The sequence below is a fragment of the Streptomyces sp. NPDC058534 genome (genome assembly GCF_042717365.1).
Classification (GTDB): Bacteria; Actinomycetota; Actinomycetes; order Streptomycetales; family Streptomycetaceae; genus Streptomyces.
Genome location: NZ_JBHXNW010000028.1, coordinates 28044 through 50993, shown reverse-complemented (window position 1 = coordinate 50993; position 22950 = coordinate 28044). Strand labels below are relative to the sequence as shown.

22 protein-coding genes are annotated in these 22950 nt (G+C 73.2%); 11 read left to right on the top strand and 11 right to left on the bottom strand.

The features are described from left to right. The first annotated feature begins 30 nt into the window (after nt 1–30). Both ACFWR9_RS18905 and ACFWR9_RS18900 read left to right on the top strand, forming a co-directional pair. Nucleotides 31–216, top strand: a complete 186-nt coding sequence (locus tag ACFWR9_RS18905; protein WP_383843187.1) for a hypothetical protein — start codon at nt 31–33, stop codon at nt 214–216. Nucleotides 217–327: 111 nt separating this feature from the next. Continuing rightward, nucleotides 328–1074: a class I SAM-dependent DNA methyltransferase gene (locus ACFWR9_RS18900; RefSeq protein ID WP_383843185.1), complete on the top strand. Its 747-nt coding sequence runs from the start codon at nt 328–330 to the stop codon at nt 1072–1074. Nucleotides 1075–1087: 13 nt separating this feature from the next. On the opposite strand, the gene ACFWR9_RS18895 is transcribed toward ACFWR9_RS18900, so the two are convergent. Next, on the bottom strand, nt 1088–3487 hold the full coding sequence (locus tag ACFWR9_RS18895; protein ID WP_383843182.1) for a PQQ-binding-like beta-propeller repeat protein: 2400 nt from the start codon (nt 3485–3487) through the stop codon (nt 1088–1090). A 192-nt stretch (nt 3488–3679) separates the two neighbouring features. Further along, nucleotides 3680–4426 (bottom strand): VOC family protein, encoded by a 747-nt coding sequence (locus tag ACFWR9_RS18890; RefSeq protein ID WP_383843180.1) that lies wholly within the window; start codon nt 4424–4426, stop codon nt 3680–3682. A 149-nt stretch (nt 4427–4575) separates the two neighbouring features. Here ACFWR9_RS18890 and ACFWR9_RS18885 point away from each other — a divergent pair, with 149 nt between their 5' ends. The 3 genes from ACFWR9_RS18885 (at nt 4576) to ACFWR9_RS18875 (ending at nt 6582) form a co-directional block, all read left to right on the top strand. Further along, entirely contained in the window at nt 4576–5223 is a 648-nt protein-coding gene (locus tag ACFWR9_RS18885; protein ID WP_352156069.1) for a TetR family transcriptional regulator, read from the top strand. Nucleotides 5224–5491: 268 nt separating this feature from the next. Further along, complete coding sequence (locus ACFWR9_RS18880) at nt 5492–5917, top strand: pyridoxamine 5'-phosphate oxidase family protein (RefSeq protein WP_383843177.1); 426 nt, start codon at nt 5492–5494, stop codon at nt 5915–5917. Next, complete coding sequence (locus tag ACFWR9_RS18875; protein WP_383843174.1) at nt 5914–6582, top strand: pyridoxal 5'-phosphate synthase; 669 nt, start codon at nt 5914–5916, stop codon at nt 6580–6582. Before ACFWR9_RS18880 ends, ACFWR9_RS18875 begins: the two co-directional genes overlap by 4 nt. Before the next feature lie 44 nt (nt 6583–6626). On the opposite strand, the gene ACFWR9_RS18870 is transcribed toward ACFWR9_RS18875, so the two are convergent. After that, entirely contained in the window at nt 6627–7232 is a 606-nt protein-coding gene (locus tag ACFWR9_RS18870) for a GNAT family N-acetyltransferase (RefSeq protein ID WP_383843172.1), read from the bottom strand. A gap of 99 nt (nt 7233–7331) precedes the next feature. Between ACFWR9_RS18870 and ACFWR9_RS18865 the strand changes: the two genes are divergently transcribed. Then, nucleotides 7332–8531, top strand: a complete 1200-nt coding sequence (locus ACFWR9_RS18865; RefSeq protein ID WP_383843169.1) for a flavin-containing monooxygenase — start codon at nt 7332–7334, stop codon at nt 8529–8531. Here ACFWR9_RS18865 and ACFWR9_RS18860 read toward each other — a convergent pair. Continuing rightward, nucleotides 8514–9839 (bottom strand): MFS transporter, encoded by a 1326-nt coding sequence (locus ACFWR9_RS18860; protein ID WP_383843167.1) that lies wholly within the window; start codon nt 9837–9839, stop codon nt 8514–8516. The two genes, ACFWR9_RS18865 and ACFWR9_RS18860, sit on opposite strands and share 18 nt — an antisense overlap. Before the next feature lie 71 nt (nt 9840–9910). Between ACFWR9_RS18860 and ACFWR9_RS18855 the strand changes: the two genes are divergently transcribed. Continuing rightward, complete coding sequence (locus ACFWR9_RS18855; RefSeq protein WP_383843164.1) at nt 9911–10918, top strand: GlxA family transcriptional regulator; 1008 nt, start codon at nt 9911–9913, stop codon at nt 10916–10918. A gap of 330 nt (nt 10919–11248) precedes the next feature. Here ACFWR9_RS18855 and ACFWR9_RS18850 read toward each other — a convergent pair whose 3' ends face one another. From ACFWR9_RS18850 to ACFWR9_RS18840, 3 genes are all read right to left on the bottom strand, one after another. After that, nucleotides 11249–11761 carry an ATP-binding protein gene (locus ACFWR9_RS18850; protein ID WP_383843301.1) on the bottom strand — a complete coding sequence of 171 codons (513 nt, stop codon included), beginning with the start codon at nt 11759–11761 and terminating at the stop codon, nt 11249–11251. Nucleotides 11762–12235: 474 nt separating this feature from the next. Further along, the gene (locus ACFWR9_RS18845; protein ID WP_383843162.1) at nt 12236–12748 is read right to left on the bottom strand and encodes an EF-hand domain-containing protein; all 513 of its coding nucleotides are present in this window, start codon (nt 12746–12748) and stop codon (nt 12236–12238) included. A gap of 80 nt (nt 12749–12828) precedes the next feature. Then, a complete protein-coding gene (locus ACFWR9_RS18840) occupies nt 12829–13209 on the bottom strand; it encodes an STAS domain-containing protein (RefSeq protein WP_122619774.1) in 381 nt (126 codons plus the stop codon). A gap of 334 nt (nt 13210–13543) precedes the next feature. On the opposite strand from ACFWR9_RS18840, the gene ACFWR9_RS18835 reads away from it, so the two are divergent. Both ACFWR9_RS18835 and ACFWR9_RS18830 read left to right on the top strand, forming a co-directional pair. Further along, complete coding sequence (locus ACFWR9_RS18835; RefSeq protein ID WP_383843159.1) at nt 13544–14137, top strand: sigma-70 family RNA polymerase sigma factor; 594 nt, start codon at nt 13544–13546, stop codon at nt 14135–14137. Continuing rightward, nucleotides 14134–15522, top strand: a complete 1389-nt coding sequence (locus tag ACFWR9_RS18830; RefSeq protein WP_383843156.1) for a maleylpyruvate isomerase N-terminal domain-containing protein — start codon at nt 14134–14136, stop codon at nt 15520–15522. Before ACFWR9_RS18835 ends, ACFWR9_RS18830 begins: the two co-directional genes overlap by 4 nt. A 192-nt stretch (nt 15523–15714) precedes the next feature. On the opposite strand, the gene purU is transcribed toward ACFWR9_RS18830, so the two are convergent. Both purU and ACFWR9_RS18820 read right to left on the bottom strand, forming a co-directional pair. Then, on the bottom strand, nt 15715–16608 hold the full coding sequence (purU, locus tag ACFWR9_RS18825) for a formyltetrahydrofolate deformylase (RefSeq protein ID WP_383843153.1): 894 nt from the start codon (nt 16606–16608) through the stop codon (nt 15715–15717). 61 nt (nt 16609–16669) lie between these two features. Then, the gene (locus ACFWR9_RS18820) at nt 16670–17170 is read right to left on the bottom strand and encodes a hypothetical protein (RefSeq protein WP_383843150.1); all 501 of its coding nucleotides are present in this window, start codon (nt 17168–17170) and stop codon (nt 16670–16672) included. Nucleotides 17171–17287: 117 nt separating this feature from the next. Here ACFWR9_RS18820 and ACFWR9_RS18815 point away from each other — a divergent pair, with 117 nt between their 5' ends. Next, nucleotides 17288–18604, top strand: a complete 1317-nt coding sequence (locus tag ACFWR9_RS18815) for an ABC transporter substrate-binding protein (protein ID WP_383843148.1) — start codon at nt 17288–17290, stop codon at nt 18602–18604. A 30-nt stretch (nt 18605–18634) separates the two neighbouring features. Here ACFWR9_RS18815 and ACFWR9_RS18810 read toward each other — a convergent pair whose 3' ends face one another. Both ACFWR9_RS18810 and ACFWR9_RS18805 read right to left on the bottom strand, forming a co-directional pair. Further along, nucleotides 18635–20389, bottom strand: coding sequence for a hypothetical protein (locus tag ACFWR9_RS18810; RefSeq protein WP_383843145.1), 1755 nt, complete (start codon nt 20387–20389; stop codon nt 18635–18637). A 201-nt stretch (nt 20390–20590) separates the two neighbouring features. After that, the gene (locus ACFWR9_RS18805; protein ID WP_383843142.1) at nt 20591–21976 is read right to left on the bottom strand and encodes a transcriptional regulator; all 1386 of its coding nucleotides are present in this window, start codon (nt 21974–21976) and stop codon (nt 20591–20593) included. A gap of 312 nt (nt 21977–22288) precedes the next feature. Here ACFWR9_RS18805 and ACFWR9_RS18800 point away from each other — a divergent pair, with 312 nt between their 5' ends. Then, nucleotides 22289–22942: a bifunctional DNA primase/polymerase gene (locus tag ACFWR9_RS18800; RefSeq protein WP_383843139.1), complete on the top strand. Its 654-nt coding sequence runs from the start codon at nt 22289–22291 to the stop codon at nt 22940–22942. Nucleotides 22943–22950 lie beyond the last annotated feature (8 nt).

Below are 22950 nucleotides of genomic sequence, written 5' to 3'. Positions count from 1 at the left end.
TTTCCGACCTCGCAGCAAAGGAATGAAGACATGAGCGACAAGAAGCAGGACGCGAAGGTCACTACGCAGGACAACGCGATGCCCACGCCGCCGGCGAACGACGAGACCGTCACCACGCAGGACAACGCCATGCCCAGTGAGCCCGCCCAGGACACCATCACGACGATGGACAACGCGATGCCCACCCCGCCCGCCCTGGACCGGGACGGCAAGTAGACCTTCTTCCCGCACGGGGATCGGCCGCGGCGGCGCGGAGGGGAGCCGCCGCGGTCGTGGTCGTTTTAATGCGTCGACAGCGCGCGCCGCGACCCGGCAGAGTGGCCGCCCGTGACGAGCAGTGAGCTGTGGACCCGTGCGACCGCCGACCGCTACGACGCCGAGGAGGCCGAGAACTCCTCGGCCGCCGTCCTCGCACCGACTCTCGACTTCCTCGCCGGGCTCGCCGGAGACGGCCGGGCCCTGGAGTTCGCCATCGGAACCGGCCGCGTGGGCGTCCCGCTCAGGGAACGCGGCGTGCCGGTCGCCGGCATCGAACTGTCCGAGCACATGGCCGCCGTACTGCGGCGGAAGACCGACGAGGACACCCTCCCGGTGACCCTCGGGGACATGGCCAAGACCGTCGTCCCCGGCGAGTTCGCCCTGGTCTACCTCGTCTACAACACGATCACGAACCTGCTCACCCAGGACGAGCAGGTCGAGTGCTTCCGCAACGCCGCACGCCATCTGCGCCCCGGCGGCCGGTTCGTCATCGAGCTGGGCGTGCCGCCGCTGCGGCGCCTGCCGCCGGGCCAGGTCGCGGTGCCGTTCGACGTGTCCGACCGGCATCTCGGTTTCGACACCTTCGACCTGGTCGAGCAGATCCTCGTCTCGAACCACTTCACCCGCGACGACGACATCGACGGCGGCCACTACCGCCGCGACAACTCCCGGCACCGGTACGCCTGGCCGGCCGAGCTGGACCTGATGGCCCGGCTGGCCGGCATGGAGCTGGAGCGCCGCGTCGCGGACTGGGACGGGTCGCCGTTCACCCAGGACTCCGACAAGCACGTCTCCGTCTGGCGCAAGCCGGCCTGAGCGTGCCCCCGGCTCAGGTGGTCCGGGCCGTCCCCGTGCCCTTCTCCGCGTCGAGGGCGTACACGCAGCGGTCCTTGCTGCAGGCGTAGACGATGCCGTCGCGGACGACCGGGGGGCCGGTGATCTCGCCGCCGGTCGCGAGCTTCCAGCGGAGGCGGCCGTCGTCGGCCTTGAGGGTGTAGAGGAGGTGGTCCGTGGAGCCGAAGTGGATGCGGCCCTCGGCGACCGCGGGGGCGCCCACGATGTCGCCGCCCGCCTGGAAGCGCCACTTGGGGGTGCCCGTGACCGCGTCCAGCGTGTAGAGGCCCTTGCCGCTGCCCACGTGGACGTGGCCCGCGGCGACCAGGACCGGGTCGGTCGAGGAGCGGGCCTCCGTCGCGATGCGCCAGCGGTCGCGGCCGTCGGTGGCGTCGAGGGCGTAGACCGTGCCGAGGTAGTCGGCGAGGTAGACGCCGCCGCCGGTCACCGCGGGGCCGGGGACGAAGGCGGGCGGGGCGAGGAAGACCGCGGGGGCCTCGAAGTGCCAGCGGACGTGGCCGGAGGCGACCTCCAGGGCGAGGACCCGGGTGCCGGCCGCGACGTAGACGTATCCGTCGGGTGCCTGGGTGACCCGGACCGGTACGCCGCCGCAGGAGGCCGCGTCGCCGATGGGGTACGACCATCTCTCGTCGCCGGTACGCGCGTCCAGGGCGCGCAGCCGGGCGTCCTGCCAGACGTACACCGTGCCGTCGTGGAGGGCGGCGCCGGCCTCCGGGGACTCGAAGTCGGTCTGGGCGCCGGTGATCTCCCACAGCTTCTGGCCGCCGGAGGCCTCCCAGCCCTGGACGCCACCGCCGCGGGTTGCGGTGACGACGGTGCCGCGGTCGGCCTGGAGGGAGTACACCCAGGCGTCGGTCTGGACGCGCCAGAGGTCGCCGCCCTCGCGGGCGTCGAGGGCGAACAGGGTCGGGCCGTCGGAGGCGTGGATACGTCCGTCCGCGACCGCCATGGACCAGGCGACGTCCCGGGTCTTGAAGCGGCGGCGTCCGGTGGCCACGTCCAGGGCGTGCACCTCGAAGGAGGTGACGTAGACGAGGTCCCCGGCGACGCGGGGGGTGCCCCAGACGTCGTTGGACATGCGGAAGCGCCAGGGGCGCCAGCCGGCCGGTGACGCCTCGGGCGGCGCGCTGGGCACGGGCGGGGCGGCCGGCAGCGCGGGGTCGGCGCCGTTGACGCCGGGGCGCACCCGGGACCAGGACGCGGTGAGGGCGGACTCCGGCGGGGGTGCCGCGACGGCGGCGGCGCGCATGTCGGCGACGCGCGGGCCGGGCCCGATGGGCACGGCAGCGCCGGCCAGCCGGACCGGTCCGGCGTCGGGCGCGCCGACGGGCGCGGGGACGGCCGGTCCGCGCGGGGACGGCGCCGGTACGACGGGGTCGTGCGCGGGCGGCGGCGGCAGCTGGGGCGCCGGGACGGCGGGGCGGGCGCCGGACGGGCCCGGGCCGCGTCCGCCGGACGGGGCGGGCCTGAGCGCCGGGCGGCCGCCCCGGCGGCCCTCGATCAGGCTGACCGCACGCTCGGGCAGCCACGCCGACGCCGTACCGCTGTCGTCGGAGCCGGAGCCGAAGAGGTGCGGGGCGAGCTGGGACTGGAGGTCGGCGGGGTTGGGGCGGCCGGTGGCCTCCATCTGCATGCAGGACTCGATCAGCGGGCGCAGCTCGTCCGGGAGTCCTTCGAGGTCGGGGCCCTCGCGCAGCAGCATGAAGACGGTCTCGACCGGGTTGGCCCCGTGGAAGGGCGGGTGCCCGGTGGCGGCGAAGACCAGCATCGAGCCGAGCGAGAACACGTCGCTGGCGCCGGTGACGCTGCGGGAGTCCTTCGCCTGCTCGGGGGACATGTAGGCGGGGGTGCCGACCGCGACGTTCGTCATGGTCAGACGGGTGTTCGAGACGCCGGACGCGATGCCGAAGTCGATCACGCGGGGGCCGTCCTCGACGACGAGGACGTTGGAGGGCTTCAGGTCGCGGTGGACCAGGCCCGCGCCGTGGATCGACTGGAGCGCCTCCGCGACGCCCGCCGCCAGCCAGCGCACCGCCTGGGCCGGGAGCGGCCCGCACTCGTTCACTATCTCCTCGAGGGAAGGCGCGGGGACGTACGCCGTGGCCAGCCACGGCACCGCGGCGCGCGGGTCGGCGTCGACCACGGCCGCCGTGTAGAAGCCCGAGACCGCGCGGGCCGCCTCCACCTCGCGCGTGAAGCGGACGCGGAACAGCTGGTCCTCCGCCAGTTCCGTGCGCACCGTCTTGATCGCCACCCGCCGCCCGGACGCCGAGCGCGCGAGAAAGACCAGCCCCATGCCGCCGGCGCCGAGCCGGCCCAGCACCTCGAACGGCCCGATCCGCCGCGGATCGTGCTGCATCAGCTGATCCACCACTTGCCTGCCACCTCCCCGTACGGGCCGCGCCACCCACTTATGTACGCGACCGAAGTGCAGCGTCTCACCACCGCACCTGCGTGGCGCCACGCACCCTGATTCTTCCTGTCCGAGCCGCTGGTGGCGAACCTGGGGACAATCGGGGTGTCTCGCCGCATCCCGGGCGCCGGGACTCCGCTGCCCGGCGCCGGTTCAGCGCTGGAGCAGCGCGAACGACGCCCCCTGGCCGTCCGAGACCACCGCCGCCCGTCCGTACGACGTCTCGAAGGGCGGGACCCGCACCCGGCCGCCGAGCCGGGCCACCGTCCCGAGGGCGGCCTCGACGTCCCGGACCAGGAAGTGGACGAGGAAGTGCGGCGGCATCTCGGCGGGGAAGACGCCGGCGACCGGGGCGCGGCCGAAGTCGGGGTCGGCGTCCGGGCCGAAGAGGGCGTCGTGGAACAGGTCGCCGTAGAAGGCGTTCGCGGCGTCGGTGTCGCGGGCGTACAGCTCGGCCCAGGCGAAGGTGCCGGGCTCGTGCCGGCGCCCGAAGCCGGGGTGGCCGCCCGGCTCCCAGAGCGCGAAGACGGCACCCTCGGGGTCGGCGGCGAGCGCGCTGGTGCCCAGGTCACCGACCTCGTAGGGCGGGGTGACGATCTGACCGCCGGCCGCCCGGATCCGCCCGGCGAGCGCGCGGGCGTCCGGGGTGTGGAAGTACACGGTCCACACGGTGGGCATCCGGCCGTCCGTCTTGCGGACCAGCCCGGCGACCGGCTCACCGTCCAGGGACGCCCGCAGGGACTCCGTCGTCTCCTCGAAGGTCCAGCCGAACAGCTCGCCGTAGAACCGCCTGCCCGCCTCGACGTCGGAGAGCTGTGCCTCCACCCAGCAGGGGGTGCCCTCCGGACGGTCGGACGGACGGGCGGTCGCCCTCTTCTCGGATGCCCCGTTTTCAGCCATGCCGTCAAAGTAGCCGCGTCGCCCGCACCGCGCAGACCAGGCGCACCAGCATCTCTCCACTCACTCCACTCAAAGGGCCGCTCGGGCCCTCGCACCCCATTTGCAGTCGGCCGAATCGCGCTCGGATCGCCCGTCGGTAAGCTGACGGCATGACAGGACAAGTGCGTACCGTCGACGGCCGCGTGGCCGGTCGACGTGGGCAGGCGACCCGGCAGAAACTGCTCGACTGCCTCAGCGAAATGCTCAGCTCCTCCCCCTATCGCGATGTCAAAGTCATCGATGTCGCCCGCAAGGCCGGCACCTCGCCCGCGACCTTCTACCAGTACTTCCCGGACGTCGAGGGCGCCGTTCTGGAGATCGCCGAGACCATGGCCGCCGAGAGCGCTTCGCTGGCCGGGCTGACGGCGGGCCGTTCGTGGGTCGGCAAGGCCGGCTGGCAGACGGCACAGGAACTCGTCGACGGATTCATGGAGTTCTGGCGGAAGAACGACGCGATTCTCCGCGTCATCGATCTCGGTGCGGCCGAAGGGGATAAACGTTTCTCCAAGATCCGTATGAAGATCCTCAACTCGGTGAACTCCTCCCTCGCGGACTCCGTCGCCGACCTCCAGGCCAAGGGCAAGGTCGACAAGGACGTGAACCCCGCGGCGATCGCGGGATCCTTGGTCGTGATGCTCGCGGCCGTCGCCTCCCACCAGAAGGGCTTCTCCTCCTGGGGCGTCAAGCAGGCGGAACTCAAGCCGAATCTCGCCCTGTTGATGTACCTGGGCGTCACCGGCAAGAAGCCCACGAAGTAGTCCGCCGGGCAGTACTCCAGATACCACGCCCGTCAGCTCCACCGCTCCGCCGCGCCTCCGGCACCATCTCACCAGCCCCGCCCGCCGACCGCCCGCCCGAACTCGGCGACCGTGTCCCGCGCCAGGCGCCCTCCGCCCCAGGCCGCACCGACACGACGAACCGACGCCTCGAAGTTCGGCCCCGCGACGGCCAGGATCGGGGAACAGCCGTGCACCCAGCCGGTGTTGTGCTCAGCACCGACGCCCGTACCTGCTGGAGGAGACCACGATGGCCCTGTCCCGCGAAGAGCGTGAGAAGTTCCTGGCCGAACCGCACATCGCCGCGCTCGCGGTCGACGCGGAAGCCGGCCGCGCTCCGCTGACCGTGCCGATCTGGTACCAGTACGAACCCGGCAGCGACGTGTGGATCATGACCGGCCTCGACAGCCGCAAGAACCAGCGGATCCGCGCCGCGGGCCGGTTCTCGCTGATGGTCGACCGGCTGGAGCCCACCATCCGGTACGTGTCCGTGGAGGGGCCGGTCGTCGAAACAGTTCCCGCCACGGAGGAGAACCTGCGGGAGATCTCCGCCCGCTACCTCCCCGCCGAGAAGGTCGACGGGTACGTCGCCTTCGCCACGGCGAACCACGGCGAGCAGGTCATCGTGCGGATGCGGCCCGAGCGCTGGGTCTCCTCCGACCTCGGCTCGGTGTGAAGAGCGTCCACGAGCTGCTGAGGTCGCTGCGGGTGTGGGACCCCGCGGTCACCGAGCTGCCGCCCTTCGACCCGGCCGGCGCCCCCGGCAACCCGGTGGACCTGTTCACGCGCTGGTTCGCGGAGGCGGTGGCCGCCGGGCAGACCGAGCCGCACACCGTGTCGCTGGCGACGGCCGACGCCGACGGGCTGCCCGACGCGCGCATCGTGATGCTGCACGGCGCGGACGCGGGCGGCTGGTCCTTCGCCACGCACGCCGACAGCCGCAAGGGCCGTCAGCTGGCCGGACGCCCGTATGCCGCGCTCGTCTTCTACTGGCCGGTGCTGGGCCGCCAGGTGCGGGTGCGCGGCCCGGTCGCCGCGGCTCCGGCCGAGGAGGCCATGGCCGACCTGCACGCACGGTCGACGGGCGCGCTGGCCGCGGCGCTCACCGGCAGGCAGAGCGCGGAGCTGGACTCGCCGGACGAACTGACCCGCGCCTCGGAGGCGGCCTGGCAGCGCGCCGCCCGCGAACCGACGGCGCCTGCCCCGACCTGGACCCTGTACCACCTGCGCCCGGACGAGGTGGAGTTCTTCCAGGGCGAACCCCACCGCCGCCACGTCCGCCTCGCCTACCGACGGATGGAGAGCGACGCCGACTGGCATCGGCAGCTGCTGTGGCCGTGAGGGGCGGGCAGGGAGCGGCGCCCAGCATGGCGACCCCGCGCACGTCAGCGTGCCGCCGGTGCCGGCGGTTCCGCGTCCGTCGCGATACGGGCGTGGAGGTGTACGTCGCGGAAGCGGTCGTGACGGCCGGTCTGGAACATGGCCTCGCGCAGCGTGCCCTCGCCGGGGTAGCCGCACTTCTCGGCGATGCGGCAGGAGGCGTCGTGGCCGACCGCGTGGCCCAGTTCCAGGCGGTGCAGGCCGAGTTCCGCGAAGGCCCAGCGCGAGGCGAGCAGCAGGGCGCGGCCGGCAACGCCCCGGCCGCGGGCCTCGGGGAGCACCCAGTAGCCGACCCGGGCCACCTTCATCGGCCGGCTGATCTCGTTGACGCCCATGTGCCCCAGCGTCGTTCCGGTGTCGTCGTCCGTGACACGGAACGACACCGACCTGCCGTCGGCCTCGTCCCGGGCCCGGCCACGCAGCGACTCGCGGGCCCCGGCGAGGTCGGTCCACAGCTTGAGCGGTGTGTTCCAGCGCTGGAACTCGGGGTCCAGGAAGCCGCGCAGCCACGCCTCCGCGTCGGCGTCGGGGTCCCAGGAGCGCAGGCGCAGACCGTGTCCGCGGGGTTCGGTCGGGGCGGGGTCGAGGGCGTGCGTACGTGTGTGGGCCATCCGGCCATTGAAGCCGACCCGCGCCGGTCGTGACCGATCCGCAACCGATTCCGGTCTTGACCGAGACCCATCAACCCGGAGCGCGATTACGCTCGCCGCATGGCCGACTCCACAGCGTCCGCTGAACCGCAGCCCGCACACCCCGCGGACCGCCCCTTGTACGTCATCGGCGCCGGTCCCGGCGGCCTCGCCGTCGCCCAGGCGCTGCGCGCCCGCGGCCTGCGGGCGGTCGTCCTGGAGCGCGCCGTCCACGTCGGCGACTCGTGGCGGCGCCACTACGACCGGCTGCGGCTGCACACCACCCGCCGGCTGTCCGCGCTGCCCGGCCTCGCGATGCCGCGCCGGTTCGGGCGGTGGGTGTCCCGGGACGACGTGGTGCGGTATCTGGAGAAGTACGTCGAGTACCACCAGCTGGAGATCGTCACCGGCGTCGAGGTCTTCCGCGTCGAGCGCGCGCCCGGCGGCGGCTGGCTGCTGCACGCCTCCGGAGGCCGTGAGCTGACCGGCTCCGCGGTCGTGGTCGCCACCGGCTACAACCACACCCCGCGCGTACCGGACTGGCCCGGCCGGGACACGTACACCGGCGAGTTCCGGCACGCCGCCGAGTACCGCCACGCGGCCCCGTACGCGGGCCGGGACGTCCTGGTCGTCGGCGTCGGCAACACGGGCGCTGAGATCGCCGTCGACCTGGTGGAGGGCGGCGCCTCCCGGGTCCGGCTCTCGGTGCGCACGGTGCCCCACATCGTGCGCCGCTCCACCGCCGGCTGGCCCGCCCAGTACAACGGCGTCCTCGTCCGGCGGCTGCCGGCCGGTCTGGTCGACCGGATGGCCCGTCCGCTGGCCCGGGTCAGCGTGCCCGACCTGTCGGCACACGGACTGCCCCGCCCCGACACGGGCCTGCTGACCAGGGCGGCCGAGGGCGCGGTGCCGGTCCAGGACGTGGGTCTGATCGACGCGGTGCGCGCCGGCCGGGTGGAGGTCGTCGCCGCGATGGACGGCTTCGAGGACGGCAAGGTCCTGCTGGCCGACGGCACCCGCCTCGCCCCGGACGCGGTGATCGCGGCCACCGGCTATCTCCGCGGCCTGGAGGGCCTGGTCGGCCACCTCGACGTCCTCGACGGCCGCGGCAGACCGGTCGTGCGGGGCGGCCACACCCCGCCCGCCGCCCCCGGGCTGTACTTCACCGGCTTCACCAACCCCATCAGCGGCATGCTCCGCGAACTGTCCCTCGACGCCGCCCGCATAGCCAAGGCGGTCACGAAGCACGAGGGCGCCCGGGTCTCACGCCTTCCCGGCTGAGAGCGCGGGCGTCACCGGTCGCCGCCGGATCACCAGGGCCATCAGGGCCGCCGCCGCGCACAGGGCGCCGGAGGCGATCCAGACCACGTCGTAGGAGCCGAAGCGGTCGCGGGCGACGCCGCCGAGGAAGGCGACGAGGGCGGCGCCGACCTGGTGGGAGGCGAGGACCCAGCCGAAGACGATCGCGCTGTCCTCGCCGTAGTGCTCGCGGCACAGGGCCAGGGTGGGCGGGACGGTGGCGACCCAGTCGAGGCCGTAGAAGACGATGAAGAAGATCATCGGGGGGTGGACGCTGGGCGCCAGCAGGATGGGGAGGAAGAGGAGGGAGACTCCGCGCAGGGCGTAGTAGACGGCGAGCAGGCGGCGCGGTTCGAAGCGGTCGGTGAACCAGCCGGAGGCGATCGTGCCGACGACGTCGAACACGCCGATCACGGCGAGCAGCGAGGCGGCGGTCGTCACCGGCATGTGCTGGTCGTGGGCAGCGGGGATGAAGTGGGTCTGGATCAGGCCGTTGGTCGAGGCGCCGCAGATCGCGAAGGTCCCGGCGAGGAGCCAGAAGGGCCCGGTGCGGACGGCGGAGAACAGCACCGTGACCGCGCGGCGGGCGGCGCCGTGGACGGGGGCGGGCTTGGGTACGAACTCCTCGGCGCCGTACGGCTTCTGGCCGACGTCGGCCGGGTGGTCGTGGAGGAGCAGCCAGACGAAGGGGATGACGGCGAGCGCGGCGAGGGCGACGGTGACGGCCGCCGGGCGCCAGTCGTACGTCTCGACGATCCAGGACAGCAGCGGCAGGAAGACCAGCTGTCCGGAGGCGGAGGCGGCGGTGAGGACGCCGGTGACCAGGCCGCGCCGCTCGGTGAACCAGCGGTTGGTGACGGTGGCGGCGAAGGCCAGCGCCATCGAGCCGGAGCCGAGACCGACCAGCAGACCCCAGCAGAGGATGAGCTGCCAGGCGGAGTCCATCCACACCGTCAGTCCGGAGCCGAGCGCGATCACGGCGAGGGCGACGGCGACCACCCGCCGGATGCCGAAGCGGTCCATCAGCGCGGCGGCGAAGGGGGCGGTCAGCCCGTAGAGCGCGAGGTTGACGGAGACGGCGGCGCCGATCGTGCCCCGTGACCAGCCGAAGTCGTCCTGGAGCGGGTCGACGAGGATGCCGGGCAGGGAGCGGAAGGCGGCGGCACCGATGATCGTCACGAAGGTGACGGCGGCGACCCACCAGGCACGGTGGATGCGCGGGCGGCGGCGCGGCCCGGCGGGCTCCGGCCGGTGTACGGATGCTGCGGCGGCGTCGGTTGTCTGGGTCACGTCATCGAGCTTCGGGCAGCGGAACCGCTCGAGCGAGTGGCCCGGAGGACAGTGTTCGCTAGGATCAGGCCATGACGCCCGACAGCCCTCCCCGCCCGCACCGTGTCGTCGTCCTGGCCCTCGACGGACTGCTCCCCTTCGAGCTGGGCATCGCGCAGCGCATCTTCGGCCTCGCCCGCGACGAGCTGAGGCGCCCGCTGTACGAGGTGGTGACCTGCTCGGTCCGGCCGCCGGGCCCGGTCGAGACGGACGCCGACTTCGCGATCCTGGTCGGGAACGGCCCCGAGGCGCTGGCCACCGCCGACACGGTCGTCGTCCCCGCCTCCTACGAACTGGGCCCGGTCTACGACGACGGGGTGCTGACCGGGGAGCTGGCCACCGCGCTGGCGCTGATCCGGCCCCGCACCCGGCTCGTCGCGATCTGCACCGGCGGGTTCGTGCTGGCCGCCGCCGGGTACCTGGACGGCCGTCCGGCGACCACGCACTGGTCCTCCGCCGAGCACTTCCAGCGGCTGTTCCCGCAGATCAGGGTGGACGCGGACGTGCTGTTCGTCGACGACGGCGACGTGCTCACCTCGGCCGGGGTCGCGGCCGGCATCGACCTGTGCGTACACATCGTGCGCCGGGACCACGGCACGGCCGTCGCCAACGAGGTGGCCCGCCGCACCGTCGTACCGCCGCACCGGGACGGCGGGCAGGCGCAGTACATCGAGCGGCCGGTGCCCGATCCGCAGCAGTCCTCCACGACCGGTGCCCGCGCCTGGGCGCTCGGCCGCCTCGACGAGCCGATCCAGCTGCGGGACATGGCCGCCCAGGAGTCGATGTCGGTACGCACCTTCACCCGCCGCTTCCGCGAGGAGGTCGGCGTCAGTCCGGGCCAGTGGCTCACCCGGCAGCGGGTGGAACGGGCTCGGCACCTGCTGGAGTCCAGCGCCCTCTCCGTCGACCAGGTGGCCCGGGACTCGGGGTTCGGCACGGCCCAGTCGATGCGGCAGCACCTCCAGGCGGCACTGGGGGTCACGCCCACCGGGTACCGGCGGACCTTCCGGGCGGAGTTGTCCACAGCCTGTGGAGAATGAGCGGCGCCCGCGGGCGGGCGTACTCAGATATGTCGGCCGGCGGCGCGGCGCTGTCGCCCCGAGCACGGCATCGCGCGCCGCCACCCGACTCCGGCGCTCCCGCCCGGCTCCCGTCGCCCCCGGGGGAACCGCCGCCGAATCACGACCCACACTCGCCGAGGGCCCCGTCACCGGGCCCTCGTCGTCCCCTCGCGGCGAATCGTTGTCTACAAGCGTGAGGAAACGGTCACGATCCGTCAACCGGCGAGGGGTGTTTCATCCTTTGCGTCCATGTTCGTCGGGGACGCGCACGGAAGCACGCCCGGCGCACAGCGGCGTCACCGTCGGCCACTACACGACCTCGTACGCGAATCCCTCGTACGCCACCGCGCCGTCGCCGCTCCCGCACGCCGGTGCGGGGTCCTCGCGCTCGGCGCAGCGGTCCAGTTCGCACCAGATGCGCTTGCCGGTGCCCTCCCGGCTCCAGCCCCACCGGTCGGCGAGCCCGTCGACGAGGGCGAGGCCCCGGCCGCCCGTCGCCTCGTCGTCCACACAACGGGGCACCGGGGCAAGGTCGCTGGCGTCGTCCACTTCGAGACGGACGGTGGTCTCCTCGGGCTTCCCCGACTCCCCCGGATCCCCCGACTCCCCCGACTCCCCCGGCCCGGCCTCCGGCAGCACCAGCCGCAGCACGGCCGAACGGCCCGTGTGCACCACGGCGTTGGTGACCAGCTCGGAGACGAGCAGGACCAGCGTCTCGGCGAGTGACTCGTCGGCCCGTATCGCCGACCCGGCGAGCCGTGAGCGCGCCCACCGCCGGGCACGTCCCACTTCCGACGGGTCGGGCCGGACCTCCAGCTGCACTTGAAGCATCTGCACCGCTCACACCATCCGAACCGGCGGACACAAAGGCTCGCGCCTCACGTGGGCCACGATCGTAGCCATTCTCAGCATGGCCAGATCAACGGCCGGGGACGGGATCACGGCCCGTGATTCCGTTGTGGGACAGCATGGTTGACGTACAGTCACCCCAACAAGCGCTTCGGGCATATTCCAGCGCGAAGGAGTACCCGTGCGGCATACTGTGCGACGCGCGTTCCGGGGAGTCGAACAGGCGGCGGCCGACGGTCTTTCCACCCTGCGGGGCAAGGCGCGCACCGCCGCTTCCGGAGCCGCCCCTGGGGCTGCTCCGGCACGGCTGGCGCTCGCGACCACTCGCATCCCACACAAGGTACCGGAGCGTGGCACCGACTCCGGGCCGTGACGGGTGACGCGGCGGACACAACCCGGTATCAACGCTCAGTGACACCACGCCGCCACGATCCGCGACATCCGCTGCTACTCGGGCACGGTGAAGTACTGGGCGAAGGCCGGGACGATCTCCGCCTCGCCCACCTTGTCGTCGCCGTCGGTGTCGAGGCCGCCGGCGACCTGCCGGGCGGCGTCCTCGGGCACGCCGAGGGCGGTGAGCAGGCGCGCGGTCTCCGCGACGGTGGCGGACCCGTCGCCGTCGGCGTCGGCGACGTACAGCGCGGCGTGCAGGAAGGGGCGGGCGATCTCGGCGAACCGCTCCGGCCTGTCCCGCAGGCGCTTGACCGCACCGCTGACGAACTCCTCACGGGTGATGCGCTGGTCGCCGTCCCGGTCGGCGATGCCCGCGAGCCCCTGCCAGAGGGCCTCCGCGCCGCCGTACAGGGCCTGCCCCTTGTCGGACCGGGCGGCGACGCCGAACTCGCCGAGCAGGGCCTTGGCCGCCCCGCTGAAGTCGGAACGGTCGATGTACCCGTTGCCGTCCTGGTCGAAGATGCTGAACCGCGCGGCGATCCTGCGTTCGTACTCGCTGTTGACCATGGTTCTTCCGGCCGCCTCACGTCGGTGTCTGGTGCGTCTCGCCCGGAGCGTACGACGCCGGGCGCCGCCGCGGGCACGACTTACGCGGACAGGGGTCGCGGCTCGTCCCCGGTCGCCGAGGCGAGGTCGGGGTGGCAGTCGAAGAGCCGGCGTACTCCCAGCGCGCCGAGGACGCGGTTGACGTGGGAGCCGTCGGCGGCTCCCTGGGCCGGCAGTATCAGGCGCAGCCGGCCCTGGCAGGAGCGGATGAGCCGCCGGGAGGCGATGAGCACCCCGACGCCGCTGGAGTCGCAGAACAGGACCTCGGAAAGGTCCAGGACAAGGCTGTGCCGCCCCTCGGCGACCTCGTCGTGCACACGCTGCCGCAGCACCGGTGACGTCACCAGATCCAGTTCGCCCGACACCTGGAGCACGGCCCACTGGCCCTGCTCGCCGCCGGTCACATTGAACGTCACCACCATGCCCTTCATTCGCCGGATCGTCTGGATTCACCCGAAACGGAGGCCATGCCTACGCTTCTTGGCCGCGCGCCTGCCCAGCGGCCGTTCCCGCAAACACCCGACCGGAAACGGGGCCCGATCAGAAGAGGCTTGTTTACGACTGTTTCGATCCTGTTCGATCGAATTCGATCGAATTCGGTCGCGCGATAGAGGGTAGTAGAACCCCTTACCACCCGTGGCGGGCCGGGGGCGCACATTGCCACAAAGGGGCGTGCGCTGTCGGACGTGCCGACTACATTCGGGGAGGGAACGGCCGCAGGCTGGACGGCGGAAGGAACAGGGGGTGGAGGGCCGCATGGCGAAGAGGGACGTACCGATGCGCTGGGACCGCAAGATGCAGCAGCGACTCGCCCGCGGCGAGGCCGCCGCCCTGGGCGAGCTGTACGACCGGTTCGCCTCGCTCGTGCACGGTCTGGCACACCGCGTGCTCGACGACGAGCGGGCCGCCGACCGCATCACGCGCGACGTCTTCGCCCACGTCTGGGAGCATCCCGACGCCTACGACCCCCGACAGGGGCCGCTGCGCACCTGGGTCGCCACGCTCACGCACCGTTTCGCCGTCCAGCGGCTGCGGGCCACCGAGACGGCGGCCCTCGCCCGCGGCGGTCCGGGCACCGCCGAGGAACTGGAGACCAAGGTGCGCCACGCCTCGGTCGCCGCCCGCGCCGACTACATCGTCCAGTCCATGCCGGCCCCGCTGCGCGCCGCCCTGGAGCTGGCCTACTTCCAGCGCCGCGACTACCGCCAGACCGCCGCCGACCTCGGCGTCACGGAGGACGAGGCCCGCCGCCGCCTGCGCCTGGGCCTCCAGCTCCTGTCCACCGCCCGCAACGCGACCACCGCCCCACAGCCGCCCGGGGCTCCGCCGGGATACGGGGGTGCGGCATGACGGCCCACGACGAGAACGACGAGGACGCCCCCGCGGGCACGTCCGACGGCGCGGACGGCACCGGGGGGCGCGGTGACCTCGGCGGTGCCGGTGGCCCCAGCGACCCCGGCGGCCCCGCCCGGCCCGGCGAGCCCGGCGACCCCGGTGGTTCTGCCGGAGTCGGTGGGGCCGGCGTGCCCGGTGGTTCCGGTGGAGGAGATGGCCGGGGGCCGCGGATACCGTTGCCCCGGGTCTCCGTCGAGGACGGTGGGCGGACGTTGCCCGACGTGGCGGCGGTCGTGCTGGAGCATCACGTGCTGACGTCGCTGCTCGGGGCGTGGGCACTGGCCGCCTGCTCGCCCGAGGAGGCGGCGGCCGTCGAGGAGCACATCGGGGACTGCGCCGCCTGTGCCGACGAGGCCCTGCGTCTGCGCGAGGCCGTCACGCTGCTCCAGCGCCCCGAGAGCCTCGATCTGGACCCCGCCCTGCGCACCCGCGTCCTGGACGGCTGCCTGGAGCGGCGCCCGCCGCGTATCCCGGTGCCCGAGTGGGCGACCCCGTACGACGCCGAGACCGCACGGCTGGACGCGCTGCTCCAGGACATCGGGGACGCCGACTGGCACACGCCGGTCCGGCTGCGCTGGTTCGAGGCCGACGGCCCCGCGAGCCGCCGCACCACCGTCGCCGGGGTCCTCGCCCACCTGCTGACGGTGGACGGCACGGTCGCCGCCACCCTGGGCCTCGCCGACCCGATGGGCGACATCACCGCGCCCAGCCGCGCGCCGGCCGCCCGCACCGAGGCGTACTGGCGGGCCTCGCACTACCCGCCCACCCGCCTGGTGCGGGCGCCCTGGCGGGAGCAGAGCCACGGCATCGTACGGACCGTGTCGTTCACCGGGGACGCGGGCGGGATGCCGGTCTCGTACGGCGACTTCGACCTCCCCCTGCGGGACGCGATGCTGGACCGGGCGTTCGAGTGCTGGGTCCACGCGGAGGACATCGCCGAGGCGGTGGACTATCCGTACGAGCCGCCCGCCGCGCGCCATCTCAACCGCATGATCGACCTCGCGGCCCGGATGCTGCCGGGTGCCCTCGCGGCCCGCCGCCGGGCCGGTCTGGCCACGCCCGGCGTCCGCCCGCACCTGGTGCCCGCGGGAGAGCCGGGGCGCAGCCTGCGGCTGGAGATCGAGGGTTCGGGCGGCGGTGAGTGGTTCATCCCGCTCGACTCCCCCGGCGCGGTGGGCTCCGCCGATCACGAGGTGGCCCATGTCGCCCTGGACGGCGTGGAGTTCTGCCGGCTGGCCGCGGGCCACGTGCCTCCGGCGGATGCGGCGGCGGGGCAACTGGGGGATCGTGAGGCGATCAGGGACGTGCTGTTCGCTGCGGCTGGCTTGAGCAGGATGTAGGGGGGGTGCGGATGCGTCGGCGGGTACGGGTGCGTGGGTGGTTGCTCGCGCCCACGCGGCGGAGCCGCATATTCAACACAGCCCCGCGCCCCTTGACTGCGCTCACTGAACGCACCTCCAGGGGCGCGGGGAACTGCGCGACCAGCCACGGACTACCCGCTGGCCGCCGACGAAACGGAACCCCCCGAGCCGCTAGGCGAAGACCACCGTCCGGCGGCCGTTGAGGAGGATCCTCCGCTCCGCGTGCCACTTCACGGCCCGCGCCAGCGCCTGGCACTCCACGTCCCGCCCCACCGCGACCAACTGGTCCGGCGTGACATCGTGGCCGACCCGCTCGACCTCCTGCTCGATGATCGGCCCCTCGTCGAGGTCGGCCGTCACATAGTGCGCGGTCGCGCCGATCAGCTTCACGCCCCGCGCATGCGCCTGGTGGTACGGCTTCGCGCCCTTGAAGCTCGGCAGGAAGGAGTGGTGGATGTTGATGATCCGCCCGCTGAGCTGCTTGCACAGGTCGTCGGAGAGGACCTGCATGTAACGGGCCAGCACGACGAGTTCGACGTTCTCCTCGCGCACGATCTCCAGAACCCGGGCCTCGGCCTCCGTCTTGGTGTCCTTCGTCACGGGAATGTGGTGGAAGGGGATGTCATAGGACCCCACCAACTCCGCGAAGTCGGTGTGATTGGACACCACCGCCGCGATCTCCACCGGCAGCGCCCCGATCCGCGCCCGGAACAGCAGGTCGTTCAGACAGTGCCCGAACCTGCTGACCATGAGCACGATGCGCATCTTCTCGTCGGCCCGGTGGATCTGCCAGTCCATGTGGAAGGCGTCACCGATCGCCGTGAAGCTGGCGCGCAGCTTGTCCACGGTCACCGGGGCGTCGGCCGAGAAGTGGACCCGCATGAAGAACAGACCCGTGTCGTGGTCGCCGAACTGCTGGCTGTCCTCGATGTTGCAGCCGGTCATGAACAGGTAGCTCGACACGGCGTGCACGATGCCCTGCTTGTCGGGGCAGGACAGGGTGAGGACGTACTGGTCGGCCGGGCCGGCGGCCGAGGGGACGGCGGCGGAGGACTGCTCGTTCATGCAGGACAGGGTCCCATACCCGGCCCGCCGGCCCGCGCGCCGTCCCGCCGGGCGGCCCGCCTCAGACCGCCCGCGTCATGATCTGCAGCAGCTCCAGCGAGCGCGGCTCCGTCTCCGCGTCCTCGCCGTCACTGGCGGCCAGCCGCACGTGCGCGTCGCGCGCGGCCCGTACCGCCTCCGGCCAGTCCGGGTGGTCGAGATAGGCGTTCACCGCCGCGTCCGGCCCCACCTGGTGCATGATCCGCAGGACCCGCAGCACGGCGGTGTCGACCAGCGCCGCCTCCTGCGAGTCGCGGAAGACCGTGCCGACGTACTTCTCGGCGGACCAGTGATCCAGCCAGGTGTCCTCCACCAGCCGGTACACCGCGTCGGTGACGTCGCCGTAGCCGTCGACCCCGGCCAGCCAGACGTCCCGCTGGAAGGCGGGCGCGGAGAGCATGTGCAGCGCGGAGCGCACCTGACTGCGCCAGCGCCACCACGGCATGTCGTTGAGTGGCATGCCGCCCATGGTGGAGGAGCGACGGCCGCGACGGGAAGACTTCTCCGAACCTTGCACGGTCATCGATCGTACGTTCCTCTTCACGCGCGCCCCACCGGCCCCCGCAATTCACCTCCGCGTCACCACGCGTTGACCGCAGGTCACTTCCAGGTTGGCCGCGTGACGGAATCGTGCGGGTACATGACCGGCAGGCGACCCATCCGCAGCGCACACCCCGGCGGCCTCCGCCGCCGCTTCCGGGCCACCCGCACCGGCGTCCTGTCCGCGGGCGCGCTGGTGGCGTGCGCGTCGTTCGCCGCCGGCTGCGGGGTCGTCCCCGGTGCCACGGGGGGCTCCGGGGACGATCCGATCACCGTGATGACCTGGGCGCCGCAGGACACCGGCGCGACCAACAAGCCCGGCATGCCCGCCCTCGCCCAGGCCTACGCCCGCTGGATCAACGACCGGGGCGGCCTCGACGGCCGCAAGCTCAACGTGCTGACCTGCAACGACCACAACGACAGCGTGACCGCCGCGAAGTGCGCGCGCCGCGCCGTCAAGGAGAACGTGGTCGCCGTCGTCGGCTCCTACAGCCAGCACGCCGACTCGTTCTTCCCCGTCCTTGAGGGCGCCGGCATCCCGTACATCGGCGGCTACGGCATCACGAACACGGAGTTCACCAGTCCGCTGTCGTACCCGGTCAACGGAGGCCAGCCCGCACTGCTGGCCGGCCTCGGCAGCGCACTCTCCGGCGCCTGCGGTCCGGTCACGCTGGTCCGCCCCGACACGATCGCCGGCGACCAGCTGCCGGTGCTGCTCGACTCGGGCCTGACCTCGGGCGGGCACGAGCGGGCGCAGGACCAGCGGGCGCCGGAGGACGCCACGGAGTACGACGGCCAGTCCGAGCGGGCGCTGGAGCGGACGGCCACCGACTCCGCGGACCCGGGATGCGTGGTGCCCGTCCTCGGGGACCGCACCGGCACCTTCATGGACTCCTTCCGCCGGGCCCGCGAGGACCGCCCCGGGGTACGTACAGCGACCGTGCTCGGCAGCGTCGACCAGAGCACGATCAACGCGAGCGGCGGGCCGTCCGGCCCCTACGAGGGGGCGTACGTCACCGGCTGGTACCCGTCGGTGAGCGACCCCGCCTGGAGCGGGATGAAGAAGGTGCTCAAGGAGGAGGCGTTCGGGGACAACGACGTCGACGCGGCGGACGCCGGGGTGCAGACCACCTGGATCGCGTACACCGTGCTCGCCGAGGTCGTCGAGTCGCTCGGCGACGGCGAGGTGAGCGCCAACTCCGTCAGGCGCGCCCTCGACGGCGGGCTGAAGGTCGGCACGGGCGGGCTCACTCCGTCCCTCCAGTGGACCTTCGCCGACAAACTGGCCGCCGTCGGCTTCCCGCGCCTGGTCAACGCCGAGGTCACGCTCCAGGTGGTGCGGGAGGGCCGCCTGGTCTCGGCCCGTCAGGGGGCCGTGGACACCACCCGCATCCTGCAGAACGCCGACGTGACCTGAGCGGGCCGCGGGCGCGGCCCGCCCGCCGGGTCACAGCTGGGTCGGCCGGCGCTCCGTCAGGCCGTACTGCTTGGCGATCGCGTTCCACAGCCCCGCGGCCGTGGCCTTCTCCTTGCTCGCCGTGCCACTGGCCCGGTTTCCGGCCTGCGTATGGCTGGTGGTGCGGGCCTTGCCCTTCTTGCAGCCCTTCTTGCCGGCCGTCTGGTCGGCCCAGGCCGCGTAGTGGTTGTCGGCCGACGCCGAGGCCTGCCACGCCTTGTTGAGGGCGGTGGTCAGCTCGGTGTGCCGGGGCAGCTTGTCCACGGACAGCTTGGAGAGGCTCTCGACCAGTCCGGTGCGCTGCTTGGCGGCCTCGCGCAGGTCCTTGGCCGCCTTGGGCAGGTTGTCGCAGGACTTCACGTCGCCGACGGCGTTGATCACGGTGGTCCGGCCGGTGCCGCTCTCGGCGAGCAGCTTGTCCAGCTCCACGGCCTGCTGCCGGACCGGGTCGGCGGACGCCGGGGCGGAGGCCGACGCGGACTCGGAGGCCGGGGCCGTGGCGGAGACCGGCTGGTTCTCGCTCTTCTCGTCGTCGCCTCCCCCGCCGGCCATCATCGCGCCGGCGCCGACCCCGACGACGGCGATGACCACGCCGACGGCCGCGATGAGCGGCAGGCGTGAGCCGCCGCCGCCCCGACCGCCGTCGCCGTTTCCGCGCCGCCTGCCACCGCCACCGCCGCCGCCCGGGCCCTGGGGGGCGTACATGGACTGGCCGGCGGCGTGGTGCGGCTGCGGCTCGTCGAAGTGGGGCATCTGCTGCGTGGCGGAGGCCGGGCCGTCGGCGCCCGGGGCGCCGCGGAAGAGGTTGTCGAACTCGGCGGGCGGCTGCCGGCCCTCGTCACCGCTGGGCGCGGCGCCGTAGGGGGCACCGGCGGGGCCGCCGGGCACGGGCGCGATGTACTGCGTGGCCTCGGCGTCGGGGTGGGCGGCGGGAGCGGGCTGGTGCCCGGCCGCGGGCTGCGCGGGGTACTGCGGTGCGCGGCCGAGGAACTGCGTCGACTCGGCCTGCGACTGCGTGGGTCTCTCCGGCGGCAGCGCCCCCGGTCCCACGGGCGGTATGTGCGGTATGTACTGCGTGGCGCCCTCGTCGGCGGATGCGGCGACCGGCGGTATGAACTGGGTCGCGCCCTCGTCGGCGGGCGGCAGCGGCGGGAACGCCTGGCCCTGGTGGTGCTGCGGCTGCTGGTGCGGCTGCGGCTGCGGCTGCGGCTGCGGTTCAGGCTGCTGGTGGGGCTGCGGCTGCGCGTACGGCGGCTGCGCGCCGTAGGACTGATCCCCGTAGGACTGGTTGCCGTAGGACCGGCCGGCGGCCGGTGTGCCGTACGCCGGGGGCTGCGCGCCCTCCGGGGGGAGCGGACCGGGACCGGGGCCGGCCGGGGGCGGCAGGGCTCCGTGCGTCTGCGCCTGCGCCGGTCCGGGCTGTGCGGGCGGCCAGGCGTGCGGCTCCGCGGGCCGCGCGGGCGGCTGGGGGGCCTGCTGCGCCGTCTCCGGGGCGCCCCAGGGCTGGGCGTCGGGCGGGGTGGACCAGCCCTGGCCGGATTGCGGGCTCTGCTGCTCGGGGCCCCAGGGCCGGTCCCACGCCTGGCCGCCGGGTGGCGCCGAGGCGGGCACGGGTCGGCCGGCCGGCCGGACGACGGAGCCGCCGGTCATGCCGGGCAGCAAGGGCTCGCCACCGTCCGAGGGCAGCACGATGCCTTCGTGCGCTTGTCGCGCCGAGGGCTCCTCGCCCTGTCCACTCTGCGTCACCGGGACTCCTACGAATGGGGGACCTTCGGAATCGTCGGCTCACGCTACCGGGTCCCCCGAGCCCACTGCCACGCCGCCCGGGGCGTCAACTCCTTCCCTGTGACGGCAGTAACAAAACCGGGCTGCGGCACGCTGTTCATGCTCCTTCGCGATCACCACGCCGAAGTTTCACGCGTGTTCACGCGACCGCGGCCCGTCCGTTCACGCGGCGGCCTGCAGATCCAGCCGCGCCCCGAACTCCCTGACCACGGCTTCCTCCCGGTAGGGCTCCAACCGGGCCTGGAAATCCTCCAGGTACTCGGCGCCCCGGTTCGAGCGCAGCGTCTCCAGGATCTCCACGGCCTTCGTCGCGGTGTTGCAGGCCTGTTCGATCTCGCGCTGCTGCACCTGCGCCGTGGCCAACAGCACATGACCGATGGCCCGCCTGCGCGCCCGCGACTCGGGGTGGCCGTCCAGGGACTGCCGCGCGTACCGCGCCGCCGCGTCGGCCTGCCCGAGATCGCGGTGACAGTGCGCCAACTCGTCGGCGAGATAAGCCTCGTCGAAGTGCGCGATCCAGACCGGGTCGTCGCCGGACGCCGGATCGGCCGCCTCCATCGCGCCCACCGCCCGCCCGGCCGCCTCGTGGGCCGACCGTACGTCGCCCAGGAGCGCGTGCCCGCGGGCCTCGGCGGCGTGGAACATCGACTCCGCGCGGGGCGTCACCCGCCCGCGCGCGCCCTCCTGTGCCGCCCGCGCCAACTGCGCGATCTCGCGCGGGTTTCCGAGCTGCGCGGCCAGGTGGCTCATGGACGCGGCCAGCACGTAGCCGCCGTAGCCGCGGTCGCCGGCCGCCTGCGCGAGCCGCAGCGACTGGATGTAGTACCGCTGGGCGAGGCCCGGTTGGCCGGTGTCGACGGCCATGTATCCGGCCAGCTCGGTCAACCGGGCGACCGTGGCGAACAGTTCCCGCCCGACCGCCTCCCGGTAGGAGCCCGCCAGCAGCCCGGAGACCACGCTGTTCAGGTAGTGCACGAGCACCGGCCGGACGTGTCCGCTGCCGTACTGGTGGTCCAGGTCCACCAGCGCCTGCGTCATCGCCCGCACGGCCGCCACGTCGGACTGCCCCACCCGCGGCCCGGCCGACCGCGACACCTGCGAGTCGGGGGCGGAAATCAGCCAGTCCCGGCTGGGTTCGACGAGCGCGGAGGCGGCGACGGACGAGCCGGAGAGGAAGTCCCGCCGCCCCACGTCGCTGCGCCACAGCTCGCAGACCTGCTCGATGGCCCCCAGTACCGTCGGCGAGAACTGGAGGCCGACGCCGGACGCGAGGTTCTTGCCGTTGGCCATGCCGATCTCGTCGATCGTGACCGTGCGGCCGAGCTTGCGGCCGAGCGCCTCGGCGATGATCGCCGGTGCCCGGCCCCGCGGTTGCTGTCCGCGCAGCCAGCGGGCCACCGAGGTCTTGTCGTACCGGAGATCGAGACCGTGCTCGACCCCGCACACGTTGACCCGGCGGGCGAGGCCCGCGTTCGAGCAGCCCGCTTCCTGAATGAGCGCCTGCAGTCGTTCGTTCGGCTGCCGCGCGACGAGAGGCCTTGCGGCCATGGCGTAACCCCCATGCGGTCTCATGCGGTCTCGATGCTGTCCCGGCGGACCGTTGGACGAAACGGATCCGGCCGTGAAGATCAATGCCCAGTCGATGTGCCGACAATGCGAGACTTGCGAAGCTTGCAATGCTTACGAGGATTGCCGGGGTAACGGACGGTGCCGGCCCCAGACGTGGCTACCCAGCTCCTGCGGCGAATCCTCCTGCGCGCCCCCATGTATGCGCCCATGCGCCCCGGATGCGGAATCGATGCTCCTCCCCCGCGCACTCGACCCCCGTAACCCGGGGTGAGCACGGGAGTTGTGTTCCACGTGGAAGAGACCATCCGGGGCACCGAAGCCGCCCAGATCCCGCAGCAGCGCGGCACATCGCTGCTGGAGACCGCCGTTCGCTACGCCGAGGAGCGCCACTGGGACGTGTTTCCCGGTACCTGGCTGGTAGCCGCCGACGGGGTGCAGCGCTGCTCCTGCGGGGACCCGGCGTGCGCCGCCCCGGGCGCGCACCCGGCGCGCGAGGACTGGGCGGCGCAGGCGACGGGCAGCGCGACCGTGGCCCGCCGGATGTGGCAGAAGCAGCCGACGGCGTCGATCCTGCTGCCCACGGGGCGGACGTTCGACGCGATCGACGTGCCCGAGACCGCGGGGTTCCTGGCGCTGGCCCGGATGGAGCGGATGGAGCTGACGCTGGGGCCGGTGACGCTGACGCCGGACCGGCGGATGCGGTTCTTCGTGTTGCCGGGTGCCGCGGTGAAGGTGCCGGAGCTTTTGCGGCGGTTGGGGTGGGCACCCCGAGCTCTTGATCTGGGGGTGCTCGGGGAGGGGGCGTATGTGGCTGCGCCGCCTACGCGGGTCGGGGTGTGGGGTGCGGTGCAGTGGGCCTGCCGGCCCACGCCTGCGAATCGGTGGTTGCCGGATGTGGAGGAGCTGGTGTCGCCGCTTGCGTATGCGTGCGGTCGGGATCGTTAGGGCGCCTG